General features: G+C 65.0%; 18 protein-coding genes. 7 read left to right on the top strand and 11 right to left on the bottom strand.

Annotation, left to right across the window (positions count from 1 at the left end):
- Nucleotides 1–60: 60 nt before the first annotated feature.
- From NTA49_RS02150 to NTA49_RS02135, 4 genes are read right to left on the bottom strand one after another with little or no spacing between them, the layout of a single operon-like run.
- Nucleotides 61–2,106 (bottom strand): hypothetical protein, encoded by a 2,046-nt coding sequence (locus NTA49_RS02150; RefSeq protein WP_258293001.1) that lies wholly within the window; start codon nucleotides 2,104–2,106, stop codon nucleotides 61–63.
- A complete protein-coding gene (locus NTA49_RS02145; protein WP_258293000.1) occupies nucleotides 2,103–4,865 on the bottom strand; it encodes a DUF4159 domain-containing protein in 2,763 nt (920 codons plus the stop codon). Before NTA49_RS02145 ends, NTA49_RS02150 begins: the two co-directional genes overlap by 4 nt.
- Nucleotides 4,862–5,749, bottom strand: a complete 888-nt coding sequence (locus NTA49_RS02140; RefSeq protein WP_258292999.1) for a DUF58 domain-containing protein — start codon at nucleotides 5,747–5,749, stop codon at nucleotides 4,862–4,864. The genes NTA49_RS02145 and NTA49_RS02140 overlap by 4 nt, the downstream gene beginning before the upstream one ends.
- On the bottom strand, nucleotides 5,746–6,756 hold the full coding sequence (locus tag NTA49_RS02135; RefSeq protein WP_258292998.1) for an AAA family ATPase: 1,011 nt from the start codon (nucleotides 6,754–6,756) through the stop codon (nucleotides 5,746–5,748). The genes NTA49_RS02140 and NTA49_RS02135 overlap by 4 nt, the downstream gene beginning before the upstream one ends.
- A 91-nt stretch (nucleotides 6,757–6,847) precedes the next feature.
- On the opposite strand from NTA49_RS02135, the gene NTA49_RS02130 reads away from it, so the two are divergent.
- From NTA49_RS02130 to NTA49_RS02120, 3 genes are all read left to right on the top strand, one after another.
- Nucleotides 6,848–7,423 carry a DUF1285 domain-containing protein gene (locus NTA49_RS02130; protein WP_258292997.1) on the top strand — a complete coding sequence of 192 codons (576 nt, stop codon included), beginning with the start codon at nucleotides 6,848–6,850 and terminating at the stop codon, nucleotides 7,421–7,423.
- 53 nt (nucleotides 7,424–7,476) lie between these two features.
- The gene (locus NTA49_RS02125) at nucleotides 7,477–8,235 is read left to right on the top strand and encodes a hydroxypyruvate isomerase family protein (protein ID WP_258292996.1); all 759 of its coding nucleotides are present in this window, start codon (nucleotides 7,477–7,479) and stop codon (nucleotides 8,233–8,235) included.
- A 73-nt stretch (nucleotides 8,236–8,308) separates the two neighbouring features.
- The gene (locus NTA49_RS02120; protein WP_258292995.1) at nucleotides 8,309–8,536 is read left to right on the top strand and encodes a DUF2798 domain-containing protein; all 228 of its coding nucleotides are present in this window, start codon (nucleotides 8,309–8,311) and stop codon (nucleotides 8,534–8,536) included.
- 17 nt (nucleotides 8,537–8,553) lie between these two features.
- On the opposite strand, the gene polA is transcribed toward NTA49_RS02120, so the two are convergent.
- The 3 genes from polA to NTA49_RS02105 form a co-directional block, all read right to left on the bottom strand.
- Nucleotides 8,554–11,352 carry a DNA polymerase I gene (gene polA, locus NTA49_RS02115; protein ID WP_258292994.1) on the bottom strand — a complete coding sequence of 933 codons (2,799 nt, stop codon included), beginning with the start codon at nucleotides 11,350–11,352 and terminating at the stop codon, nucleotides 8,554–8,556.
- Between the two features lie 152 nt (nucleotides 11,353–11,504).
- A complete protein-coding gene (locus NTA49_RS02110; RefSeq protein ID WP_258292993.1) occupies nucleotides 11,505–12,194 on the bottom strand; it encodes a DUF2459 domain-containing protein in 690 nt (229 codons plus the stop codon).
- A complete protein-coding gene (locus NTA49_RS02105) occupies nucleotides 12,155–12,334 on the bottom strand; it encodes a zinc-finger domain-containing protein (protein ID WP_258292992.1) in 180 nt (59 codons plus the stop codon). Before NTA49_RS02105 ends, NTA49_RS02110 begins: the two co-directional genes overlap by 40 nt.
- 205 nt (nucleotides 12,335–12,539) lie before the next feature.
- Between NTA49_RS02105 and gpmI the strand changes: the two genes are divergently transcribed.
- The 4 genes from gpmI to NTA49_RS02085 all read left to right on the top strand — a co-directional run bounded on the left by gpmI (nucleotide 12,540) and on the right by NTA49_RS02085 (nucleotide 17,453).
- Entirely contained in the window at nucleotides 12,540–14,048 is a 1,509-nt protein-coding gene (gene gpmI, locus NTA49_RS02100; RefSeq protein ID WP_261368064.1) for a 2,3-bisphosphoglycerate-independent phosphoglycerate mutase, read from the top strand.
- Nucleotides 14,045–15,175, top strand: a complete 1,131-nt coding sequence (locus NTA49_RS02095) for a murein hydrolase activator EnvC family protein (RefSeq protein ID WP_258292991.1) — start codon at nucleotides 14,045–14,047, stop codon at nucleotides 15,173–15,175. The genes gpmI and NTA49_RS02095 overlap by 4 nt, the downstream gene beginning before the upstream one ends.
- A 6-nt stretch (nucleotides 15,176–15,181) precedes the next feature.
- Entirely contained in the window at nucleotides 15,182–16,519 is a 1,338-nt protein-coding gene (locus NTA49_RS02090) for a S41 family peptidase (RefSeq protein ID WP_258292990.1), read from the top strand.
- A gap of 148 nt (nucleotides 16,520–16,667) precedes the next feature.
- On the top strand, nucleotides 16,668–17,453 hold the full coding sequence (locus tag NTA49_RS02085; protein ID WP_258292989.1) for a crotonase/enoyl-CoA hydratase family protein: 786 nt from the start codon (nucleotides 16,668–16,670) through the stop codon (nucleotides 17,451–17,453).
- Between the two features lie 6 nt (nucleotides 17,454–17,459).
- On the opposite strand, the gene NTA49_RS02080 is transcribed toward NTA49_RS02085, so the two are convergent.
- From NTA49_RS02080 to ilvD, 4 genes are all read right to left on the bottom strand, one after another.
- On the bottom strand, nucleotides 17,460–17,831 hold the full coding sequence (locus tag NTA49_RS02080) for a hypothetical protein (RefSeq protein WP_258292988.1): 372 nt from the start codon (nucleotides 17,829–17,831) through the stop codon (nucleotides 17,460–17,462).
- 27 nt (nucleotides 17,832–17,858) lie between these two features.
- The gene (locus NTA49_RS02075) at nucleotides 17,859–18,632 is read right to left on the bottom strand and encodes a DUF6478 family protein (protein ID WP_258292987.1); all 774 of its coding nucleotides are present in this window, start codon (nucleotides 18,630–18,632) and stop codon (nucleotides 17,859–17,861) included.
- Nucleotides 18,633–18,736: 104 nt separating this feature from the next.
- The gene (locus NTA49_RS02070; protein WP_258292986.1) at nucleotides 18,737–19,333 is read right to left on the bottom strand and encodes a hypothetical protein; all 597 of its coding nucleotides are present in this window, start codon (nucleotides 19,331–19,333) and stop codon (nucleotides 18,737–18,739) included.
- Nucleotides 19,314–21,077: a dihydroxy-acid dehydratase gene (gene ilvD, locus NTA49_RS02065; RefSeq protein ID WP_258292985.1), complete on the bottom strand. Its 1,764-nt coding sequence runs from the start codon at nucleotides 21,075–21,077 to the stop codon at nucleotides 19,314–19,316. The genes NTA49_RS02070 and ilvD overlap by 20 nt, the downstream gene beginning before the upstream one ends.
- Between the last annotated feature and the right edge of the window lie 172 nt (nucleotides 21,078–21,249).

Below are 21,249 nucleotides of genomic sequence, written 5' to 3'. Positions count from 1 at the left end.
GGGCTCTGCCCCTCGGCCTTGCGGCCTCACCCCGGAGTTTGTCCGGCAAAATGAAGAGCTTTACCGTCTGCGCCCCTCGCGCAGCCACGCGGCGATGATGAAGAATGCGCTGAGCATCAGGACCAGCCAGCCGGGCAGCAGCGCCGAGGCGCGCACGTCGCGGGTCTCGAAGGCGTTGCGCGGCGTCAGACCGATCCAGCCGCGGCCTGCGGCGGGGCGGCCCTCGCGGACGTTGCGGATGTCGGGCAGGCCCTCTTCGAGCAAGAGCGCACCGCCGCGCGTGGCGTCGACTGCGGGTTGCAGCAACTCAGGAGTTCCGACCGTGTTGATGAACTCGCGCGGGGCGGCGGGGCCGAGGCCGATCACGGCGGTCTGATCGCCGTTTTCCAGACGGTAGAGACCGATCTCGGGGCCTTGGTAGTCGGCGACGAACTGGCCCGGTGCGATGTTTTGCAGGGTCAGTTCGGTCGTGGTGCCATCGGGTGCGGTGAGCGTGACGGACGGCACACTTTCGTCCAAGGTGCGGCGCAGGATGCGCATCGACTGTCCGGTGGCGGTCGCGGTCAGCGCCTCTTCCTCAAGCTCGGGTTCCTTCATCATCCAGTGGGCCAGTCGCCGCAGCAGTTCCAGCTGCGGCCCGCCACCTTCGTAGCCGCGCGACCAAAGCCAGGCCTGATCCGAGGCCAGCAATGCCACGCGTCCTTCCTCGACGCGGTCGAGTACCAGAAGCGGCCGGTCGTCGAGGCCAGACATCACCACATCGCCGGAATTGGGCGTGACGTCGATCTGGCGCAGCCAGCGGCCCCAATCGCCGCGCGACGGCAGGTTGGTGGTGACGGGATGACGTTCGCCCAGATCGGTGACCTTGGGCAGATAGGCGTCCTGCCGCACGCGCGCCGTCGGCACCGCCGGGATGACCGCGCCCAGGGGCGAACGGTAGAGGCTGTCGGCAGTGGCAAAGTCGGGTCCGGCGGCAATAAGGACCGCGCCGCCCTGACGCACGTAGTTGGCGACGTTTTCCAGATAGAGCGCAGGCAGGATGCCGCGCCGCTTGTAGCGGTCGAAGATGATCAGGTCGAAGTCGTCGATCTTTTCCAGAAACAGCTCGCGCGTGGGGAAGGCGATCAGGCTCAACTCGCCCACGGGCACGCCGTCCTGCTTGTCTGGTGGGCGCAGGATGGTGAAGTGGACCAGATCGACGGAACTGTCGGATTTCAACAGGTTGCGCCATGTGCGCCCGCCTGCGTGCGGCTCGCCCGAGACCAGCAGAACGCGAAGGCGGTCGCGCACGCCGTTCATCTGGATCAACGCGGTGTTGTTGCGCGCGGTCAGCTCGTTTTCCTGCGTCGGGGTGGTGAACTGGATCACGTTGCGCCCGCCATGGGGCAAAGTCACGGGCAGGTCGATGTCCTGGCCCACCGGCACGCGGAAGGTTTGCGCGTCCTCGCCGTCGACGGAGATGTCCAGTTCGGCAAAGGGCTCTGTTGCGGGGGCGGCACCCATGTCCTCGATCCGCAGGGTCAGGGTGACAGGCTCGCCGATGATGGCGAAGGCGGGGGCACCCACTACGGTCAGGCGGCGGTCCCAATCGTCGGCAAAGCCCGATTGCAGCAGGTGCAGCGGCGCGGGCAGGGCCAGCGCCATGTCGGCGTCGTGCACCTGTCCGTCGCTGAGCGCGATGATACCCGCCACCCGCGCCTGCGGTTCTTCGGCCAGCGCATCCGACAGGGCACGCATCAGCAGGGTGCCGCCATCGCCCTCGGCGTCGGGCACGGTGATGCGGCGCACTTCGGTGTTGGGCCGCGCGGTCAACTGCGCCTCAAGCGCGTCGGCGGCCTGCGTCGTCTGTTCGCTGCGGCCCGGCAGGCCCTGCGATGCGCTGGTGTCTTCGGCCAGAATGACGATATCGCTCAGCGGGGCGCGGTCTTCGACCTGATAGGACGGTTGCGCCAATGCCGCCAGCACGACCAGCGCCGCAGCAGCGCGCAGGGCCCAGCCGCGCAGGCCGCGAAACACCGCCAGCGCCACGCCCGCAAGGGCAATCGCGGCCAGCACAGCCAGCCAGAGCCATGGCAGCAGCGGATCGAATACGATGGTTCCGGTCATTGGCCCAGCCTGTCCAGCAACGCAGGCACGTGCACCTGATCGCTTTTGTAGTTCCCGGTCAGCACGTGCATCACCAGATTGATGCCAAAGCGGTAGGCCAGCTCGCGCTGACGTTCACCGCCAAAGCCGCGGCCGACGGGCAGCATCGGATTGCCCGAGGTATCGACCGCCCAAGCCCCGGCCCAGTCATTGCCGCCGATCACCACCGGCGTCACCCCGTCGTTGAGATTGCGAAACGGCATGCCCGCGACCTGTTCGGCACCGGGCGGGGCTGCTTCGACCCAGACATCGCGGCTGATGTGGCGGCCCGGAAAATCCTGCAAAAGATAGAATGTACGCGTCAGCACATGGTCGCCGGGGACGGGTTCCAGCGCCGGGATATCCAGCGGTGCGGCCAGGTCCTGCAGCTTGCGGCCATTGGGGCTGGCGGTGCCGAAACCTGCGATATTGGCATCGCGCGTGTCGAACAGGATCAACCCGCCGGACCGGATATAGTCGTTCAGCCGCGCGTAGGCCTCGGACGAGGGGCGCGGCTGGTCGGGGGTGATCGGCCAGTAAAGGATGGGAAAGAACGCCAGGTCGTCGGTTTCCAGGTTCACGCCCATGGGCGGCGCGGGTTCGACCGATGTGCGGAAGAACAACGTGTCGGACAGCCCGCGCAGGCCTGCCTCGGCGATCTCGTCGATCTCGGCGTTGCCTGTCAGGACGTGGGCCAGCACGACTTCGGATGTGGCCTCGATTGCGCTTTGCACCTCGGTGTCCTGCGCGTCGGCGCCCTGCGGCAGCATCAGCATCATTGCGAGGGCCGCAACAGCGCCACGTGTCGGCCCCAGCCGACCGGACAGCGCCAGTGACGCCACCACGTCGGCGGCCAGCAGCAACAGCGCCAGTGCCATCAGCAGACCGCCCAAGGCCTCGGGCGGGGCGGCGCGAAATCCGGTCACGGGCACGCGCGCGGGCCATGTGGCGGGGGTCAGTACCGCATCGGCGCTCAGCACGTTGCGGGCCAGATAGCGGTCGTCGGAGGCATAGATACCGGGCAGCATGTCGGGGCCAAGCGGTGCCTCGACCAGCCGGGGGCCGTCGATGCCGGGCAATGTGCCCGCGTCGCGCAGCGCGCCGTAGCCGTCCATCACCTGCTCGGGCTGCCACACTGTGCCTTGCAGATCGGCGGCCTCGGGCGTGGCGGCGGCGGAGGAAACCGCCAGCCGTTCCAGCATTTCGACGAAGAGACCGGACAGCGGCAGGGTGGACCATTCGGCATTGGCGGTCACGTGGAACAGCACCACCTGCCCCTGACCCATGCGTTTGCGCGTCACCAGCGGCGTGCCGTCCGACAGATCGGCGATCACCGCTTCGGCCAGATCGGGACCGGGCTGCGCCATCACCTGCGCGCTGACCCGCACGTCTTCAGGGATGTTCAGGCCGAAGAACGGCGAGCTGTTGCGGAAGGGAGCGAGCGATTTCGGCTCGCCCCAGCTCATTGCGCCGCCGACGCTGCGGCCACCGCTGCGCAGGCGCACGGGCATCAGCGGATCGACGGTATCGCGGCTGACGTCGCTCGCGGCAACACGCGGGCCGGCAAAGCGCAGCAGCAGCCCGCCGTTTTCGACCCAGGCGGACAGGTCCGCGTTTTCGCTGTCGGTCAGGCCTGCCACATCTGCCAGAACGATCACATCGGGATTGGCGGGCAGCACGTCGGCCAGCGCACCGTCGATCAGGTCGGCGGTGGGTTCCAGCGCCTGTTGCAGGTAGTGCAGCGGCGACAAAAGTTCCAGCCCTTCGCGGTCGGTGCGGCCCGCGATCAGCGCGACTTCGCGGCGGCGCAGGCTGTCGTCGGTCAGGGTCATCGCACCAGCGCTGCGCCCGCCTTGTATTTCGAAACGGGTGACACGGGCGCGCAACTCGGCGGGCAGAACCAGTTCGGTCTGCGCCTCGGTCGCGCCATCGGCAAAGTCTGCCTGAGCGGTGGCCAGAACGCGTGGATTGCCGGCAGGATCGCGTCCCTGCGCCAGAACCGTCACGGCGCGCGCAGGTCCGCTGGCGGCACGCGCCACCGACAGTTGCACGGCACCGTCGGCATAGGTCGCGGGGGTCATCCCAAGGACGTTTTGCCCCGACTGGATCACCGAAAGCGGCCCAAGTGTCTCCAGCGCGCTCAGCACGCGGTCTTGCCCGTCATAGGCCAACCCGTCGCCGATCCAGATGGCGCTGGTGGCCTCTGCCCCGGCGATCAGCGCGACCGCACTGTCAATCTGGGCATCGCCCGGCTGCCAAGGCGCGGGTTGGAACCCGGCAAGGCGCGCGGGCCAAGTGCTTGCGGCCTGAAACACAGGGGCCTCGGGGCGGGTCAGTTGCAGCACGGCAACCGCGCGGTCGTCGGTGGCGGCGCGGTCTAGCTCGCCCTGCAGCGTTTCGATCATCTGCGGCCAATGCGCGGCCCCCGCCCATGTGCCGTCCAGCACCACCAGCAGGGGGCCACTGATGCGGGCACGTTCGGTTTCGGGGTTCATCACCGGACCGGCAAGGCCCAGGATCACCAGCGCCACGGCCAGCATCCGCAGAAGCATCAGCCACCACGGCGTGCGGTCCGACACCGCGTCGGCATCGTTCAGCCCCAACAGCAGCGCCACGCCGGGAAAACGGCGGCGGATCGGCGCGGGCGGAACCGCGCGCAGGATCAGCCAGAGGATCGGCAAGGCCGCCAATGCCACCAGCAACCACGGTGCTGTGAACCCTATGCCGCCCAGAACCGTCATCCGCGTGCCATCACTGTTCTGTCCATCGCACGGTACAACCACAACAGGGCTGATTGCGCACTGCTGTCGGTGTGGTGCACGCCGTAATGCCAGCCAGTCAGCGCGCAGAGGCGCTGCAACTCGGCCTTGCGGGCGGCCAGACGTTCCAGATAGCGGTCGCGCAGGTCATTCGCCTTCAGCGTCTCGTGGCGCAGGGTGCCGCCGACGCTTTCAAATATCGTGCGTCCCCGGAAGGGAAATGCCTCTTCCGAGGGGTCCAGCACGTGCATCAGAACCCCGCGCACGCCGCGGTCGGCGGCCTTGGTCAGGGCCAGTTGCACATCCGCGATATCGCCCATGAAGTCCGACGCGAACATGGCCTGCGCATGGGGGATCATCGCGCGGTGTTCGGGTGGGCTGTAATCATCGTCTGAATCCTCCGACAGCATCTGGGCCAGCCGCATCACCTGCATCCGACCGCGCCTTGGCGGCAGGCGGGTGCCGGTCAGGCCCACGCGTTCACCGCCGCGCACCAGCAGGATCGCCAGCGCCAACGTCAGAACCCGCGCTCGTTCGGCCTTGGTCGGCAGTGCGTCGGTGCTGTTAAACCGCATCGAGGCGCCCTGATCGCACCACAGCATTACCGATTGCGCGATCTGCCATTCGCGTTCGCGCACGAACTGGGTGTCGCCCATCGCACTGCGGCGGTGGTCGATCATGCGGCGGCTGTCGCCCACCTGTGCGGGGCGATATTGCCAGAAATCGTCGCCGGTGCCCGCACGTCTGCGACCGTGATCTCCCAGCAGGACGGCACCTGCCAGATGCTCGGCACGGGCCAGCAGGGCGGGCAGGCGCGCGGCCTGATTTTCGGCAGACTGGCGCAGGGTGATCGGGTCTGGCGTCACGCGGCGGCCTCACCCCGGCGGGACAGGCCCGCGGCGGTGGTTTCGATCAGGTCAACAAGGCTGTCGCCCCGTGCCCGCGCAGCGAAGTTCAGCGCCATCCGGTGGCTCAGAACGGGCCGTGCCATATCGACGACGTCCTCGGCGGAGGGGGCCAGACGGCCATCCAGCAACGCCTTGGCGCGCACTGCCAGCATCAGCGCCTGCGAGGCGCGCGGGCCAGGGCCCCAGGCCACATTGTCGCGCACTTGCTGCGAGGCATCGGGCGCATCGGGGCGGAAGGCACGCACCAGATCGAGGATCATTTCGACCACGCTGTCGCCCACGGGCATCCGCCGCAGCAGACGTTGGGCCGCCAGCAGTTCGCCATCCGAGAACACCGCGACGGATCTGTCCTCGAGCTCGCCCGTGGTGGCGATCAGGATATCGCGTTCGGTGTCGCGGTCGGGATAGGCGACGTCGATCTGCACCAGAAACCGGTCAAGCTGCGCCTCGGGCAGGGGGTAGGTGCCCTCTTGCTCAATCGGGTTTTGCGTCGCCAGCACGTGAAACGGGTTGCCCAGCGGGCGGTCTTCGCCTGCGACGGTCACGGTTTTCTCCTGCATCGCCTGCAACAGCGCCGATTGCGTGCGCGGCGAGGCGCGGTTGATCTCGTCGGCCATCAGCAACTGGCAAAAGATCGGACCGGGCAGAAAGCGGAACACCCGGCTGCCATCCGCGCCCGTGTCCAGCACCTCTGACCCCAGAATATCGGCAGGCATCAGGTCGGGCGTGAACTGCACGCGGTTGCCGTCCAGCCCCATCACCGTGCTGAGCGTCTCGACCAGCCGCGTCTTGCCCAGGCCGGGCAGGCCGATCAGAAGTCCGTGACCCCCGCACAGAAGCGCCGTCAACGTCAGCTCGACGACACGCGGCTGTCCGATGAACCGGCGGGTGATCGACGCCTTGGCCTCGGCCAGTTTCTCGCCCAGTGCTTCGATCTCGGCCACCATGTTTTCGGCGTCACTCATGACTTTTCACTCTCGCAGGTTATATTGCTGTTGCAGACAACGTATCGTGCAAACGCGAAATAGCAAAAGCCGGAAGGGGTAAAATCCAGTCATGAGCGGACAAAAAACCGTGACGCCCGACGCTGACAGCCTTGTTGCGTCGATAAAAGCAGCAAAAACACGCGGACTGCCGCCGGTGGACAAGTGGGACCCCGCCTTTTGCGGCGATCTGGACATGCAGATCAAACGCGATGGCACGTGGTTCTACCAAGGCACGCCGATCGGGCGGCCCGGTCTGGTCAAGATGTTCGCATCGATTCTCAAGCGCGAAGGCGACGATTATTTCCTCGTCACCCCGGTCGAAAAGGTCGGGATCACCGTCGAGGACGCGCCGTTTCTGGCGGTGGATTTCGATGTCGAGGGCGAAGGTACGGAGCAGGAACTGACATTCGTGACCAAGACCGACGACGTGACGGTGGCGGGTCCCGACACGCCGATCCGCGTGGTCCGCGACGCCGAAACCGGCGAGCCGTCGCCCTATATCATCGTGCGCCGCAACCTCGAGGCGCTGATCGACCGCAAGAGTTTCTACCGGCTGGTGGACATCGGCACGCATCACGACGGCTGGTTCGGCGTGTGGTCCCGCGGCGCGTTCTTCGGCATCATCCCGTCGGACGAATTGCCCTGAAACCATACGATTAGACCTTGGCGCGCCCTGCGGGGTGGGCCAAGCTGGCGATCATGCCCAGATTTGCCGCAAACCTTACACATCTTTGGCCCGAGCTGCCCTTCCTCGACCGTTTCGACGCGGCGGCGCAGGCAGGGTTCACGGCTGTCGAAGTGCTGTTTCCCTATGACTTTCCTGCAGGCGAGATCCAGCAGGCCCTGCAACGCTGCGGGTTGGAGATGGTCCTGATCAACGCGCCGCCGCCGAACTACACCGGCGGCGACCGCGGGTTCGCGGCGATGGCAGGGCGCGAGGACCGGTTTGCCCACGACATGCGCCGCGCCACGCGCTTTGCGCAGGCGCTGGGTGTGTCGTTCATTCACGTGATGGCAGGCGTGGCGGAGGGAGACGCTGCGCGCAAGACGATGGTCGAAAACCTCAAACTTGCCTGCGGCCTTGCGCCTGTCGGTCTGACCCTGACGCTGGAACCGCTCTGCCCCGCGTCCGCGCCGGGCTATTTTCTGAACGATTTCGACCTTGCCGCCGGGATCATCGCAGAGGTCGGTGCCGACAATCTGGCGCTGCAATGGGACAGCTACCATGCACAGGAAATCACCGGCGATGCGCTGGCGTGTTTTGCCGCGATGCGCCCGCTGATCCGCCACATCCAGATCGGCGACGCGCCGGGTCGCGGGCCTCCTGGCTCGGGTGTCGTCGATTTTCCGGCCCTGTTCCGCGCGATTGACAACAGCGGCTATGATGGCTGGGTGTCTGCCGAATACACGCCGGGTGCGCAGACAGACAAGACGCTGGGCTGGATGAAGTCGGCCTGAAGGTCCAAGACATATGGACCTGGCCCGCCTGTCGTGTGAAATTCGCAGCACTCCCAGCCAACGAGGTCCGCCTGTGATTCCCGCCCGCTACGCCCCCATCGCCTTCGGCTTTTTCCTCAGCGGGATGATGTCGCTGATCGTCTCGGGCATCAGCATGCTGCGCGCCACCGAGGTCTGGGAGGGCTTCGTGACGATCTGGATGGGCGCATGGCTGACCAGTTGGGCGGTCGCCTTTCCGGTCGTCCTGTTTGTCGCACCGCTGGCGCGGCGCTTGGTGGCCCGGATGACGATCCCCGGCTGAGACGCCGGGTCAGGCCATCAGTGCGCCTCGGCCCAGTTCGCGCCCTTGCCCGCATCCACCGTCAGCTTCACGTCCAGCTTGACCACCGGATCGGCGGCGTTTTCCATCACATCGCGGGCGGCGTCGATCAGCGCATCTTCTGACCCGGCCTCGACCTCGAACAGCAATTCATCGTGCACCTGCAGCAGCATCGTCGCCGGGATATCCGCAATCGCCGCAGGCATACGGATCATCGCGCGGCGGATCACGTCGGCGGCAGTGCCCTGGATCGGCGCGTTGATCGCGGCGCGGGCGGCAAAACCGGCGCGCGGGCCCTTGCTGGCGATCTCGGGCGTGTGGATCTTGCGGCCGAACAGCGTCTGGACGAACCCGTGCTCTTTGGCGAAGGCCTTGGTGTCGTCCATATAGGTGCGGATGCCGGGGAAGCGTTCAAAATAACGGTCGATGAAGCCCTGCGCCTCGGCCCGCGGAATGCGCAGGTTGCGCGCCAGGCCAAAGCCCGAGATGCCGTAGATCACGCCAAAGTTGATCGCCTTGGCCTGGCGGCGGATCTCGGGCGTCATATCGTTCAGCGAGACATTGAACATCTCGGACGCTGTCAGCGCGTGAATGTCGATGCCATCAGCAAAGGCCTGTTTCAGCTCGGGGATGTCGGCGATATGCGCCAGTATACGCAGCTCGATCTGCGAATAGTCCAGCGCCACCAGCGTCTTGCCTTGCTCAGCGACGAAGGCTTCGCGGATGCGGCGGCCTTCCTCGCTGCGGATCGGAATGTTCTGCAGGTTCGGATCGGTCGAGGCCAGCCGCCCGGTCGATGCGCCCGCGATGGAATAGCAGGTGTGAACCCGCCCCGTTTCCGGGTTGATGTGATCCTGAAGCGCATCCGTATAGGTGGATTTCAGCTTGCTCAGCTGCCGCCAGTCCAGAATCCGGCGCGGGAAATCATGCAGGGTGGCAAGGTCTTCCAGGATGTCGGCCCCGGTGGAATACTTGCCGTTGGTGCCTTTCTTGCTGCCCTCAAGGCCCATGTCCTCGAACAGGACCTCGCCCACCTGCGCGGGCGAGCCCACGTTGAACTTGCGGCCCGCCAGTTCGTAGATTTCGTCCTCCAGCCCCGCCATCTTCTGGGCAAAGGCATTGGACATCCGCGACAGCGTATCGCGGTCGACCTTGATGCCGGACCGTTCCATTGCCGCCAGCACCGGAACCAGCGGACGCTCCAGCGTCTCGTAGACCTTGGTCACGCCGACGCGGTGCAACTGCGGTTTCAGGGTCTGCCACAAGCGCAGGGTGATGTCCGCATCCTCAGCCGCGTAGGGCACAGCCTTATCCAGCGGCACCCGGTCGAAGGTGATCGCGGATTTGCCCGTGCCCAGCAGCGGTTTGATCGGGATCGGCGTGTGCCCCAGATAGCGCTCCGACAGCGCGTCCATGCCATGATTGTGCAGGCCCGCGTGCATCGCATAGGACAGCAGCATGGTGTCGTCTATCGGCGCCACGGTGATGCCAAGCTGCGCAAAGATCTTGGCGTCGTATTTCATGTTCTGCCCGATCTTCAGGACCGACGGGTCCTCCAGCACCGGAGTCAGCATCTGCAGACATTGCTCCAGCGGCATCTGCCCCTCGGCCAGCGCGTCCGAGCCGAACAGATCATCGGTGCCGCTGTCCTTGTGGATCAGCGGAATGTAACAGGCCTGCCCGGCTTCGATGCACAGCGAGATACCGACCAGTTCGGCAGTCATCTCATCCAGACCGGTGGTCTCGGTGTCCACGGCCACGTAACCACGCTCGCGGATGCGGTCGATCCAGACCTGCAGACCGGCGGCGTCGCGGACGTGTTCGTAGGCATCCGCGTTGAACGGTACGCTCTCTATCTCGGGCATATCGGCGGGTGCGGGGGCCTTGTCCTCGATCACCGGTGCTTCGACGTGCAGCGCCTCGGCAATGCGTTTGGACAGGGTGCGAAACTCCATCTCTGCCAGAAACTCAAGCAGCCGGTCGGGATCGGGCTCGCGCACTTCCAGATCGTCCAGCGTAAAGTCGAGCGGGGTGTTCTCGTCCAACCGCACCAGATCACGGCTCAGTCTGATCTGGTCGGCATGGTCGATCAGGGTCTGACGCCGCTTGGGTTGCTTGATCTCGTCGGCGCGGGCCAGCAGCGCGTCCAGATCGCCGAATTCGTTGATCAGCAAGGCGGCGGTCTTGATCCCGATGCCGGGCGCGCCGGGCACGTTGTCGACGCTATCGCCCGCCAGTGCCTGCACATCGACCACGCGGTCGGGAAAGACGCCGAATTTCTCGAACACGCCGTCGCGGTCGATGCTCTTGTTCTTCATCGCGTCCAGCATTTCAACGCCGTCGCCGACCAGTTGCATCAGGTCCTTGTCGCTGCTGATGATGGTGCAGCGGCCCCCTGCGGCGCGGGCCTGTACGGCCAGCGTGGCGATGATGTCGTCAGCCTCGAAGCCTTCTTTCTCCTTGCAGGCGATATTGAACGCCTGGGTCGCGGTGCGGGTCAGCGGGATCTGCGGGCGCAGGTCCTCGGGCATCGCATCGCGGTTGGCCTTGTACTGGTCGTACATGTCGTTGCGGAAGGTGTGACTGCCCTTGTCGAAGATCACGGCGACATGGGTCACGTCGCCGCCCGCGTTGCCCTCGACATAGCGTTGCAGCATGTTGCAGAACCCGGCCACGGCCCCGATGGGCAGCCCGTCGGACTTGCGCGTCAGCGGCGGCAGCGCATGGTAGGCGCGAAAGATGAACGCCGAGCCGTCGATCAGGTGCAGGTGGCACCCTTTTCCGAATTTTCCTGACATCGCACCCTCGCTGCTGGCTTTGGCAGTCTTGTGCCACAGGCGCGCCACAGCTTCCAGACGGTGCGCCGGGCTCAGGCGGATTTAGTTCGCGCGCACGGTCCACAGCTTCATCTTGCAAAATAAACTCAAATCCCGACCGGGCGGCGGGCGGCTCAATCCGCTGACTGGTACAGCCAGTGCGACAGGCTGACCGACAGCGGCAGTGGCGTCCAGCTGCCAAAGCGCAGACCTGCGGCGCGGATCATCCCGCCGACCCAGACGTTGCAGGTGGTCAGCAGGTTGAAACGACCGACGGCAGGATAAAACAGATCGGTGGCGGTAAAGCCGGGGTTCTCCAGCGGGGCCGCGCCATCGAAGCTGGCGCGCAGCGCGGACAGGAAGCGCGCGTATTGGGCCTCGGTCATGCGCAGGCTGCGCAGGTCCAGCGAGGGGGGCACCGCACCCACGACGTCCAGCCGCATGACCGACGTGTCGCCAATCGCGCCACGCCACGTGGCCCGCGCGGTCACGTCGCCATAGGTGCCGACCGTGGTATAGAAATCGCGCGCCCCCCAGCCGACCAGCAGATTTTGCGCGCCGACGACGCCCATCAGATCGACAGCCCCCGGCAGATCGGCAAATGCCGCGTGGGTTTCGGCGTCCAGCGGCAGGATGAAATCATAATGGATCGGTCCGGCGATCAGCAGCACCTGCCGTGTGGGGGCTGCAGCGTCAACGCTGCCGCCCGACGGGATCAATGCGCCGATGATCGCGGCACCTGGATAGCTCAGAAGCAGGACAAGCAGGGCAACGGCAAGCCGTTTCAGCTGTCGGCCGTGTGGTCTGCGTGGACGAATTTGCAATCGCAATAGGGGCATTCGATCCAGCCCTGCGCCTGCGGAATTTGCAGCCAGACCCGCGGGTGGCCCAGCGCCCCTTCGGAGCCGTCACAGGCCACGCGGTATTGATCGACGATCTTGGTCTCGGGGGCTTGCAGGGTCATGGGGTCCTCATCGGTCGGATAGCGCTGCCTTTATGGGCCGGAAGGCTGCCCCCATGCAAGGGGGTTACGGTCAGCCCAGCCCTGCATACTCCACAGTGTCGGCAAAGGTCTGCAACCAATTCCGCCAATTCCGTTCAAAACGGTTCACGTCGCCGCTGCGCTGGGTTAGAACGCCACGATATAGTCACAAAGGCCGCGCTGCATCATGCCCTCAAAACCCGTTGTTCTGTGTATTCTTGATGGCTGGGGTCTGCGCGAGGATACTACCGGAAACGCGCCCGCGCTTGCGAATACGCCGACCTTCGACCGCATCATGGCGACCTGCCCGAACGCGACACTGATCACCCACGGGCCCGATGTGGGTCTGCCTTCGGGGCAGATGGGCAATTCGGAAGTGGGGCATACCAATATCGGCGCGGGGCGCGTGGTGGCGATGGACCTCGGCCAGATCGACCTGGCCATAGAGGACGGCTCGTTCTTCGAGAACGATGCGCTGCAGAGGTTCATCCGCGCGGTCAGGGCGGGAAGCGGCACCGCGCATCTGATGGGCGTCGTGTCCGACGGCGGCGTGCATGGACACCTCAACCACATGATCGCCGCGGCCAAGGCCTGTACGCAAGCCGGTCTGGCGGTGAAGGTCCACGCGCTGACCGACGGCCGCGACGTGGCCCCGAAATCAGCCGAGGGGTATTTGCGCACCTTGATCGCGGCACTGCCCGAGGGCGCAAGCATCGCGACCGTCACGGGCCGCTATTTCGCGATGGACCGCGACAACCGCTGGGACCGCGTTCAAAAGGCATATCAGGCAGTCGTGCAGGCCAAGGGCGATACCGCGCCGACTGCGCAGGATGCTGTGGCCCAAGCCTATGCCGCTGACAAGACAGACGAATTCATACCAGCCACGGTAATCGGAGAATATGCCGGTGCAGAGGACGGAGACGGCGTGTTCTGCCTGAACTTTCGCGCCGACCGCGCCCGCGAGATCATGGCGGCCATCGGCGCGCCCGAGTTCGAGGCATTCGAGACGGGCACACGGCCCGCTTGGTCGGCGCTGCTGGGCATGGCGGAATACTCCGATCAGCACGCCGCCTACATGCAAACGGCCTATCCCAAGCCTGCGATCATTAACACGCTGGGCGCCTGGGTGGCACAGCACGGACTGCGCCAGTTCCGCATCGCGGAGACCGAGAAATACCCCCATGTGACGTTCTTTCTGAACGGCGGGGTCGAGGTGCCAGCCGATGGCGAAGACCGCCATATGCCCAAAAGCCCTGATGTGCCCACCTATGACCTGCAACCCGAGATGTCGTCCGAGGAAGTCACCGCGCATCTGGTGCAGGCCATCGGCGATGGCTACGATCTGATCGTGGTGAACTATGCCAACCCCGACATGGTCGGTCACACCGGCGATCTGGATGCCGCGATTGCCGCCTGCGAAGCGGTGGACTGTGGCTTGGCGCAGGTCATGGACGCGCTTGAGGCCGCAGGCGGTGCGATGATCGTCACGGCTGACCACGGCAATTGCGAGGTGATGATTGACCCGGAAACCGGCGGTCCGCACACGGCGCACACGCTCAATCTGGTGCCAGTGGCCGTCGTGGGGGCGCAAGGCACGTTGAAAGACGGCAGGCTTGCCGATCTGGCACCGACGCTGCTGCACCTGATGGGGCTGGAACAGCCGGACGAAATGACCGGGAGCAATCTGCTGACATGATCCGCGCGCTTGTACTTCTGGTGGGCCTCTGGCCTGCAATTCTGCTCGCGCAGGACGGCGCGACGCTGGCGCAGGACGCAGGGGCGCAACTGCAAGAGGCGGCGGCGCAGCTGGATGCCGCTGATAGTGCGCGCGACCGGGTCAAGGCGCTGACCGCCACGATCCAGGCCTACGAGGCGGGTCTGGCCGCGATGCGCGACGGTTTGCGCCGTGCGTCGCTGCGCGAAACGCAACTGACCCGCCAGCTCGAGGCGCGCGACGGCGAGGTGGCGGGCTTTCTCGGCACGCTTCAGACCATTGGGGCCACGCCGTCACCCACATCGTTCCTGCACCCCGACGGGCCGACAGGCACCGCGCGCGCGGGCATGTTGCTGGCCGAACTGACGCCAGCGCTGAACGCCCGTGCCGCCGGGCTGCGCCGCGATCTGGAGGACGTGCAGAACCTGCGCGCGATCCAGACCGAAGCCGCCGCGCAGATGCAAAGGGGTCTGAGCGGCGTTCAGACCGCCCGCACGGAACTGTCCAAGGCGATGGCGGAACGCACCGACCTGCCGCGCCGCTTTACCGAAGATCCGGTGAACACCGCGATCCTGATCGAATCCTCGGAAACGCTGGGCGCGTTCTCGGCAGAAATTTCGAACATCGCGCAGGACGAGCAGGCAGTCAGCCTGCCCGACCTGGCCGCACGCATCGGCGATCTGCCCTTGCCGGTGCGCGGGCTGGTGCTGCGTGGCGCGAACGAGGCGGACGCGGCGGGGATAGCGCGCCCCGGTATCCTGCTCGGCACGCTGCCAGGCGCATTGGTCACATCGCCAACGGCGGCGACCGTGCGGTACCAGGGCCCTCTGCTGGATCTCGGGCAGGTGGTGATTCTCGAACCGCAGCCCGATACGCTGTTTATTTTTGCAGGTTTGGGCGCGGTCTACGTGCAGACCGGCGAAGTGGTCGCGACGGATGCGCCAATCGGGCTGATGGGTGGCCTTTCGACCGCCGCTGCGGCAACTGAAATGTCACAGGAAGGTGAAGGCTCTGGCACTGCCCGTTCCGAAACGCTCTATATAGAAGTAAGACAAGACAACGTTCCGCAGGACCCGGCATCGTGGTTCCGCCAAGGTAAGGATGGATAAAGTCTGATGAGAAAATTCGTAATGGCCGCACTTGGCGGTACGCTGGCAGGTGTGATCGCCACGACGCAGATCGCAGGGCCCCTTCTGGCCCAGGAAGAAACCCGCAATGCCAGTGTCTACGAGCAGCTTGATCTGTTCGGCGACATCTTCGAACGTATCCGTTCGCAATATGTCGAGGAAGTCGAGGCATCCGAACTTATCGAGGCTGCAATCGACGGGATGCTGACATCGCTTGACCCGCATTCGTCCTATCTGTCGCCTGACGATGCGGCCGCGATGCGGGTTCAGACCAGCGGCGAATTCGGCGGGCTGGGCATCGAGGTCACGCAGGAAGAGGGCTTTATCAAGGTCGTCTCGCCCATCGACAGCACTCCCGCCGCCGAAGCCGGCATCGAAGCGGGCGATTACATCACCCACGTCGATGGTGAGAGTGTGCTGGGTCTGACGCTGGATGCCGCCGTCGAAAAGATGCGCGGGCCGGTCGGGTCTGAAATCATCATCACCGTGGTGCGTGAGGGCGAACAGGAGCCCTTCGACGTCTCGATCATCCGCGACACCATCGAATTGCAGGCCGTGCGCACGCGCGCACAGGGCGAAACCATCGTGCTGCGGGTCACCACGTTCAACGACAAGACCTTTCCCAATCTTGAAGAGAAGCTGGCGGAAGAAGTCGAGAACATGGGTGGCATCGAAAACGTGAACGGCTTCGTTCTTGATCTGCGCAACAACCCCGGTGGCCTGCTGACGCAGGCGATCAAGGTGTCGGATGCGTTCCTGGAAGAGGGCGAGATCGTCTCGACCCGTGGCCGCGATCCTGCCGATGGCGACCGGTTCAACGCCACGCCGGGTGATCTGGCACAGGGCAAGCCGATCGTCGTGCTGATCAACGGCGGCTCGGCCTCGGCCTCCGAGATCGTCGCGGGCGCGCTGAAAGATCACCGCCGCGCGATTGTCGTGGGCACCAAATCCTTCGGCAAGGGGTCGGTCCAGACCATCATGCCGCTGCGCGGTGACGGTGCGATGCGCCTGACCACGGCACGCTATTACACGCCGTCGGGTCGGTCGATCCAGGCGCTGGGCGTCAGCCCGGACATCATCGTGCAGCAGCCCCCCCGCACGCCCGCGACCGAAGAAGAGGAAGATGGTCCGCCGCTTCTGAACTCCGAGGCCGATCTGCGGGGTGCGATCAGCAACGACAGCCTGTCCGAAGATCAGATCCGCCAGATCGAGGAAGACCGCGCCAAGGCCGAACAGGCCGCTGAACTGCGCGAAGAGGATTACCAGCTAGCCTATGCCATCGACATCCTCAAGGGGTTGTCGGCACTGGCGCCAGACATCGAGTGACAAAGACCAAGGGGCGGCGCGAAGGTGCCGCCCTTTTTGCATCCTGGGTGCGACGCGCGGCAGTCGCACAATTTTCGACGCGACGGCGCAGTGGACAGGGGGGCCGCAAAGTGGTCACAGGGGTGCAAACCGCAGGAGGAGCGCACACATGGATTTCACCGTCGAGAATCTGACCGTCACACCGCACGATGACGGCGTCGTCGAAGTCACGCTGTCACGGCCCGCCAAGCGCAACGCGCTGAATGCCGAAACCATCGAAGAACTGATCGAGGTGTTCTCGAAACTGCCGCGCCTCGGCGCGCGCGCCGTCGTTCTGAATGCGCAGGGTGATCATTTTTGTGCCGGTCTGGATCTGGTCGAACACCACACCGAAAAACGCCGCCCCGAAGATTTCATGCACCTGTGCCTGCGCTGGCACGAGGCGTTCAACAAGATGGAATATGGCGGTGTCCCGATCATCGCGGCGCTGAAGGGGGCCGTGGTCGGCGGCGGCCTTGAACTGGCATCGGCGGCCCACGTGCGCGTGATGGACCCCACGACCTATTTCGCCCTGCCCGAAGGCCAGCGCGGCCTGTTCACCGGTGGCGGTGCCACGATCCGCGTGGCCGATCTGGTGGGCAAGGCGCGGATGATCGACATGATGCTGACGGGCCGCGTCTACAAGGAGGACGAGGCCGTGCAGGTCGGTCTTGCGCAGTACCGCGTGCAGGACAGCCAGACCAAGGCGCTGGAACTGGCCCGCACCGCAGCGCAGAACCCGCCGCTGTCGAACTTTGCAATCTGTTCCGCGATCAGCCACATGCAGAACATGTCGGCGCTGGATGCAGCCTATGCCGAAAGCGTGGTGGCGGGGATCGTCAACACGCAAGAGGCCTCGCACGACAGGCTCGATGCTTTTGCGAAGGGCACGGCGGCGCGGGTGCGCCCGGACTAAGCGGCTTCAGGTGGTTTCTACACAATGACGCCGGAACGCGCGCTTGAGCATGTCCAGCTCGGCGCGCAACAGGTCCACTTCGGCACGGATGTCGTCGCCCAGCACCTCGCCCGCCATCAGGTGGAAATGCGCCAGCCGGGTGCCGTCCTCGGCGTCGGTGATCACAAAGGTCTGGATGCCTTCCGCGATGGCATCGACGGGGATCGGAACCTGCAAAAGCCAGTGTCCCTTGGCGTGGTCCTCGGTCAGCTGCACGTTTGCCACCGGCTTGTCCAGAAGATGCACCGCCAGCTCCGGCGTCTCGGTGTTCTCGGAACTGACGATACCCTGCCAGATTCCGTTGATGATCTTGGTGCCTGTGACGGTCAGAATGCTCATGAAGTCGGCCTTTCGTTACAGGACTTGCTAAAGGGCGGCGCGTGGGCGGCGTGAAAAGGTCAGGTCGCGCAGGACGACCTGGTTCATTTCGGGGCCTTCAAAGATCAGATCGACCCAGATTTTTTCGACCCGCTTTTCGTTCAGGTTGGAATAGGCAAGATCGAATTCGACCACCACATCCTCTTGGTGGAGGGGCAGTTCACGCACGATCTGTTCCGTGTTGGGGCCGTGTTTGATGTTCAGCCGCGCGAAGATTTCCAGCGGCTTTTCCATCTCGACGATGCACGACATCCGCAACAGATGCGTCTTGCGCAGCCCGGTTGCCGCAGCGCCGGGCAGGTCGATCACCAAAGACAGGAACGATCCATCAAAGCTGAAGACATCCATCCGCAGACCGTAGGGCGCGATGTCTTCCTCGCGCGTGTTGCGCAACTGGCGCAGGGTCAGCTCGCTGAGTTTGCAGTCGTGAAACAGGGTCACTTCGTCGCCCAGCATCGACTTGGTCTGAACCGAAGACATGCCGGGCTGGTGCAGCGGGCCGCGCCACAACTCGGGCCGCCATGCCCAGTCGGAATTGTGCGGCTTGGCAAAGCTTGTCGACCCGATCACCGGCAGAGCAAGACGTTCATCTGCGGTGTGGATCAGCCCGTCGATATGTGCCCGCATCAGCCGTGCGCTGTTGCGCAGCTGGCGCAGCGTGTGCAGGTTGACCGTGCCTGCATTGCGTGCGGCACGTGCCCACCGCCGCATGGCAAGCCGGTGCGACAGACGTTCTAGAAAGCTGATCTTGTTTTGTGGCACGGGCCGTTTCGCCTCGGGTTCTGTTTTTCGGTATCTAACGAAAAGCTTTCATTCAAATAAACCGGCAATCGCTGCGGCGGGGCGTTTTTCGGCCCTTGTGGCCATTATTCAGTCGCCGCTGGCGTGGCAGATGCAGCCTGGGCAGTCGCCGCTGCCTGCGCGCGGGTGCGCTGCATCAGCCGGTCAAGAACACGCCCGCCCTCGCGGCCTGTCGCGGCACTGTCGCCGGCGCCGTACATAGCCAGCCCGACGCGCTGCGATCCGACCTGCCCGGTGCCGCGCCAATGGGTTGCCGACAGACCCTCGCGCGTGGGCGCCGTGCCCTGCACCCGCAGCAGTACGGCGTCTGCGGTCTCGATGCGGTCCAGAACCGAACCGTCCGACAGCGCCGATTGCAGTGCTGCGGCGCTGATCGGGGCAGCGTTCGCCGGAATGGTCGACAGGCTGACCGTAATCAGGCCCAACGGCGCGCCATAGGCACCATCGGGGTCACCCAGCGTGTCGCAGCGCGCCAGAAGTGCAAACGACGATTTGAGGCTGCGCCGGTCGATGCAGAATCCTTCGGGCGCGACGAGGATCATCTCCCCGTTCGCCATCGAGGCTGCGCGCAGCGGCGCGGATGTCGCGCCGCCGCCGGTGTCACATCCCGCAAGGGCCATCAGCCCCGCAAGGACGGCACCTTTACAGGTCCCAGTATTCATGCCGCTCAAGCTTGGCACCGGGGTGGGTCACCGCCCCCTTGTAGGTCGCGCCGACCAGCTGCGCATATTTCCACAGCGCACCGGCGCCATAGATCGTGTCGCGCGGGCCTTTCCAGTTGGCTTTGCGCTCGGCCAGTTCGTCGTCTGTCAGGGCCACGTTGATGGTGCCCTCGATGGCGTTGATGGTGATCACGTCGCCGTCTTGCAGGAAGGCAATCGGCCCGCCATGTGCGGCTTCCGGCCCTACGTGGCCCACGCAAAAGCCGCGTGTCGCGCCCGAAAAACGGCCGTCGGTGATCAGTGCCACCTTCTTGCCCATGCCCTGACCCGACAGGGCCGCCGTGGTCGCCAGCATCTCGCGCATGCCCGGACCGCCCGAGGGGCCCTCGTTGCGGATGACGAACACGTCGCCTTCCTCGTAGGTGCGTTGTTGTACAGATTCGAAGGCATCTTGTTCACATTCGAAGACGCGCGCTGGTCCCGTAAAGATCTGGTGCTGGGCTTCCATGCCCGCAACCTTCACAATGGCGCCTTCGGGCGCGACGTTCCCCTTGAGGCCGACGACGCCGCCGGTCTTGGTCAGCGGAGTCTCGATCGGATAGATCACCTTGCCGTCCGCTTCCAGCGCGACCTTGTCCAGTTCCTCGCCGATGGAATAGCCGGTGGCGGTCATGCAATCCTCGTGGATCAGGCCCGCCTTGCGCAGTTCCTTCATTACCACATAGATGCCGCCGACCTCGTAGAGATCCTTGGCCACATACTGACCACCCGGTTTCAGATCGACGAAATAGGGGGTCTCGCGGAAAATCTCGCAGACGTCATCGAGGAAAAAGTCGATGCCGGCCTCGTGGGCCATCGCGGGCAGGTGCAGGCCCGCGTTGGTCGACCCGCCCGTGCAGGCGACCACGCGCGCGGCGTTTTCCAGCGATTGGCGCGTGACGATGTCGCGGGCGCGGATGTTCTTTTCGATCAGGTTCATCACCGCCGCACCCGACGCCTTGGCGTATTCGTCGCGCGACTCGTAGGGGGCGGGGGCACCGGAGGAATTGGGCAGGGCAAGGCCGATGGCCTCGGACACGCAAGCCATGGTGTTGGCGGTGAACTGGCCACCGCAGGCACCAGCAGAGGGGCAGGCGACGCGTTCGAGGATTTCAAGCTCGGCTTCGGTCATGGTGCCGTTCTGCTGGTGGCCGACGGCTTCGAACATGTCCTGCACTGTCAGGTCACGGTTAAGGTATTCGGCAGGCACCGGTGCGCCAGCCGCCACGCGACCCGGCAGGATCGACCCGCCGTATAGGAACACTGACGGCACGTTCAGACGGATCATCGCCATCATCATCCCCGGCAGCGATTTGTCGCAGCCCGCAAGACCCACAAGCGCGTCGTAGCAGTGGCCACGCATCGTCAGCTCGACGGTGTCGGCAATCGCCTCGCGCGAGGCCAGCGAGGACCGCATGCCCTCGTGGCCCATCGCGATGCCGTCGGTGACGGTGATGGTGGTGAATTCGCGCGGCGTGCCATGGGCGGATTTGACGCCCATCTTCACCGCTTGGGCCTGTCGGTTCAGGGAGATGTTGCAGGGCGCCGCCTCGTTCCAGCAGGTCGCGACACCGACCAGGGGCTGGTGAATTTCCTCTTCGGTCATGCCCATCGCATAGTAATAGGACCGGTGCGGCGCGCGGGCGGGCCCTTCGGTCACGTGACGGCTTGGCAATCTGGATTTGTCGAATTTGCCCTTGAGCATTTTGGCCTCCCGGTGATCAGTTCCCCTTGCAATAACGGGCAGCGGTTTAAGGCACAAGACGCAAGGCTGCCCGCGCCTAGATCGCAGGCGATGCACAATTGCACAGGTTCAGGGCCGCAGGCGCACATGCGCGCTGCTTGATTTCACCTATTGCGGGACATACTTTGCCCTG

Origin of the sequence: Pseudosulfitobacter koreensis, from assembly GCF_024733015.1 — a bacterium.
GTDB lineage: Bacteria > Pseudomonadota > Alphaproteobacteria > Rhodobacterales > Rhodobacteraceae > Pseudosulfitobacter > Pseudosulfitobacter koreensis.
The sequence above is the reverse complement of the archived record's forward strand: the minus strand, read 5'-3'. Positions and strand labels throughout refer to the sequence as shown.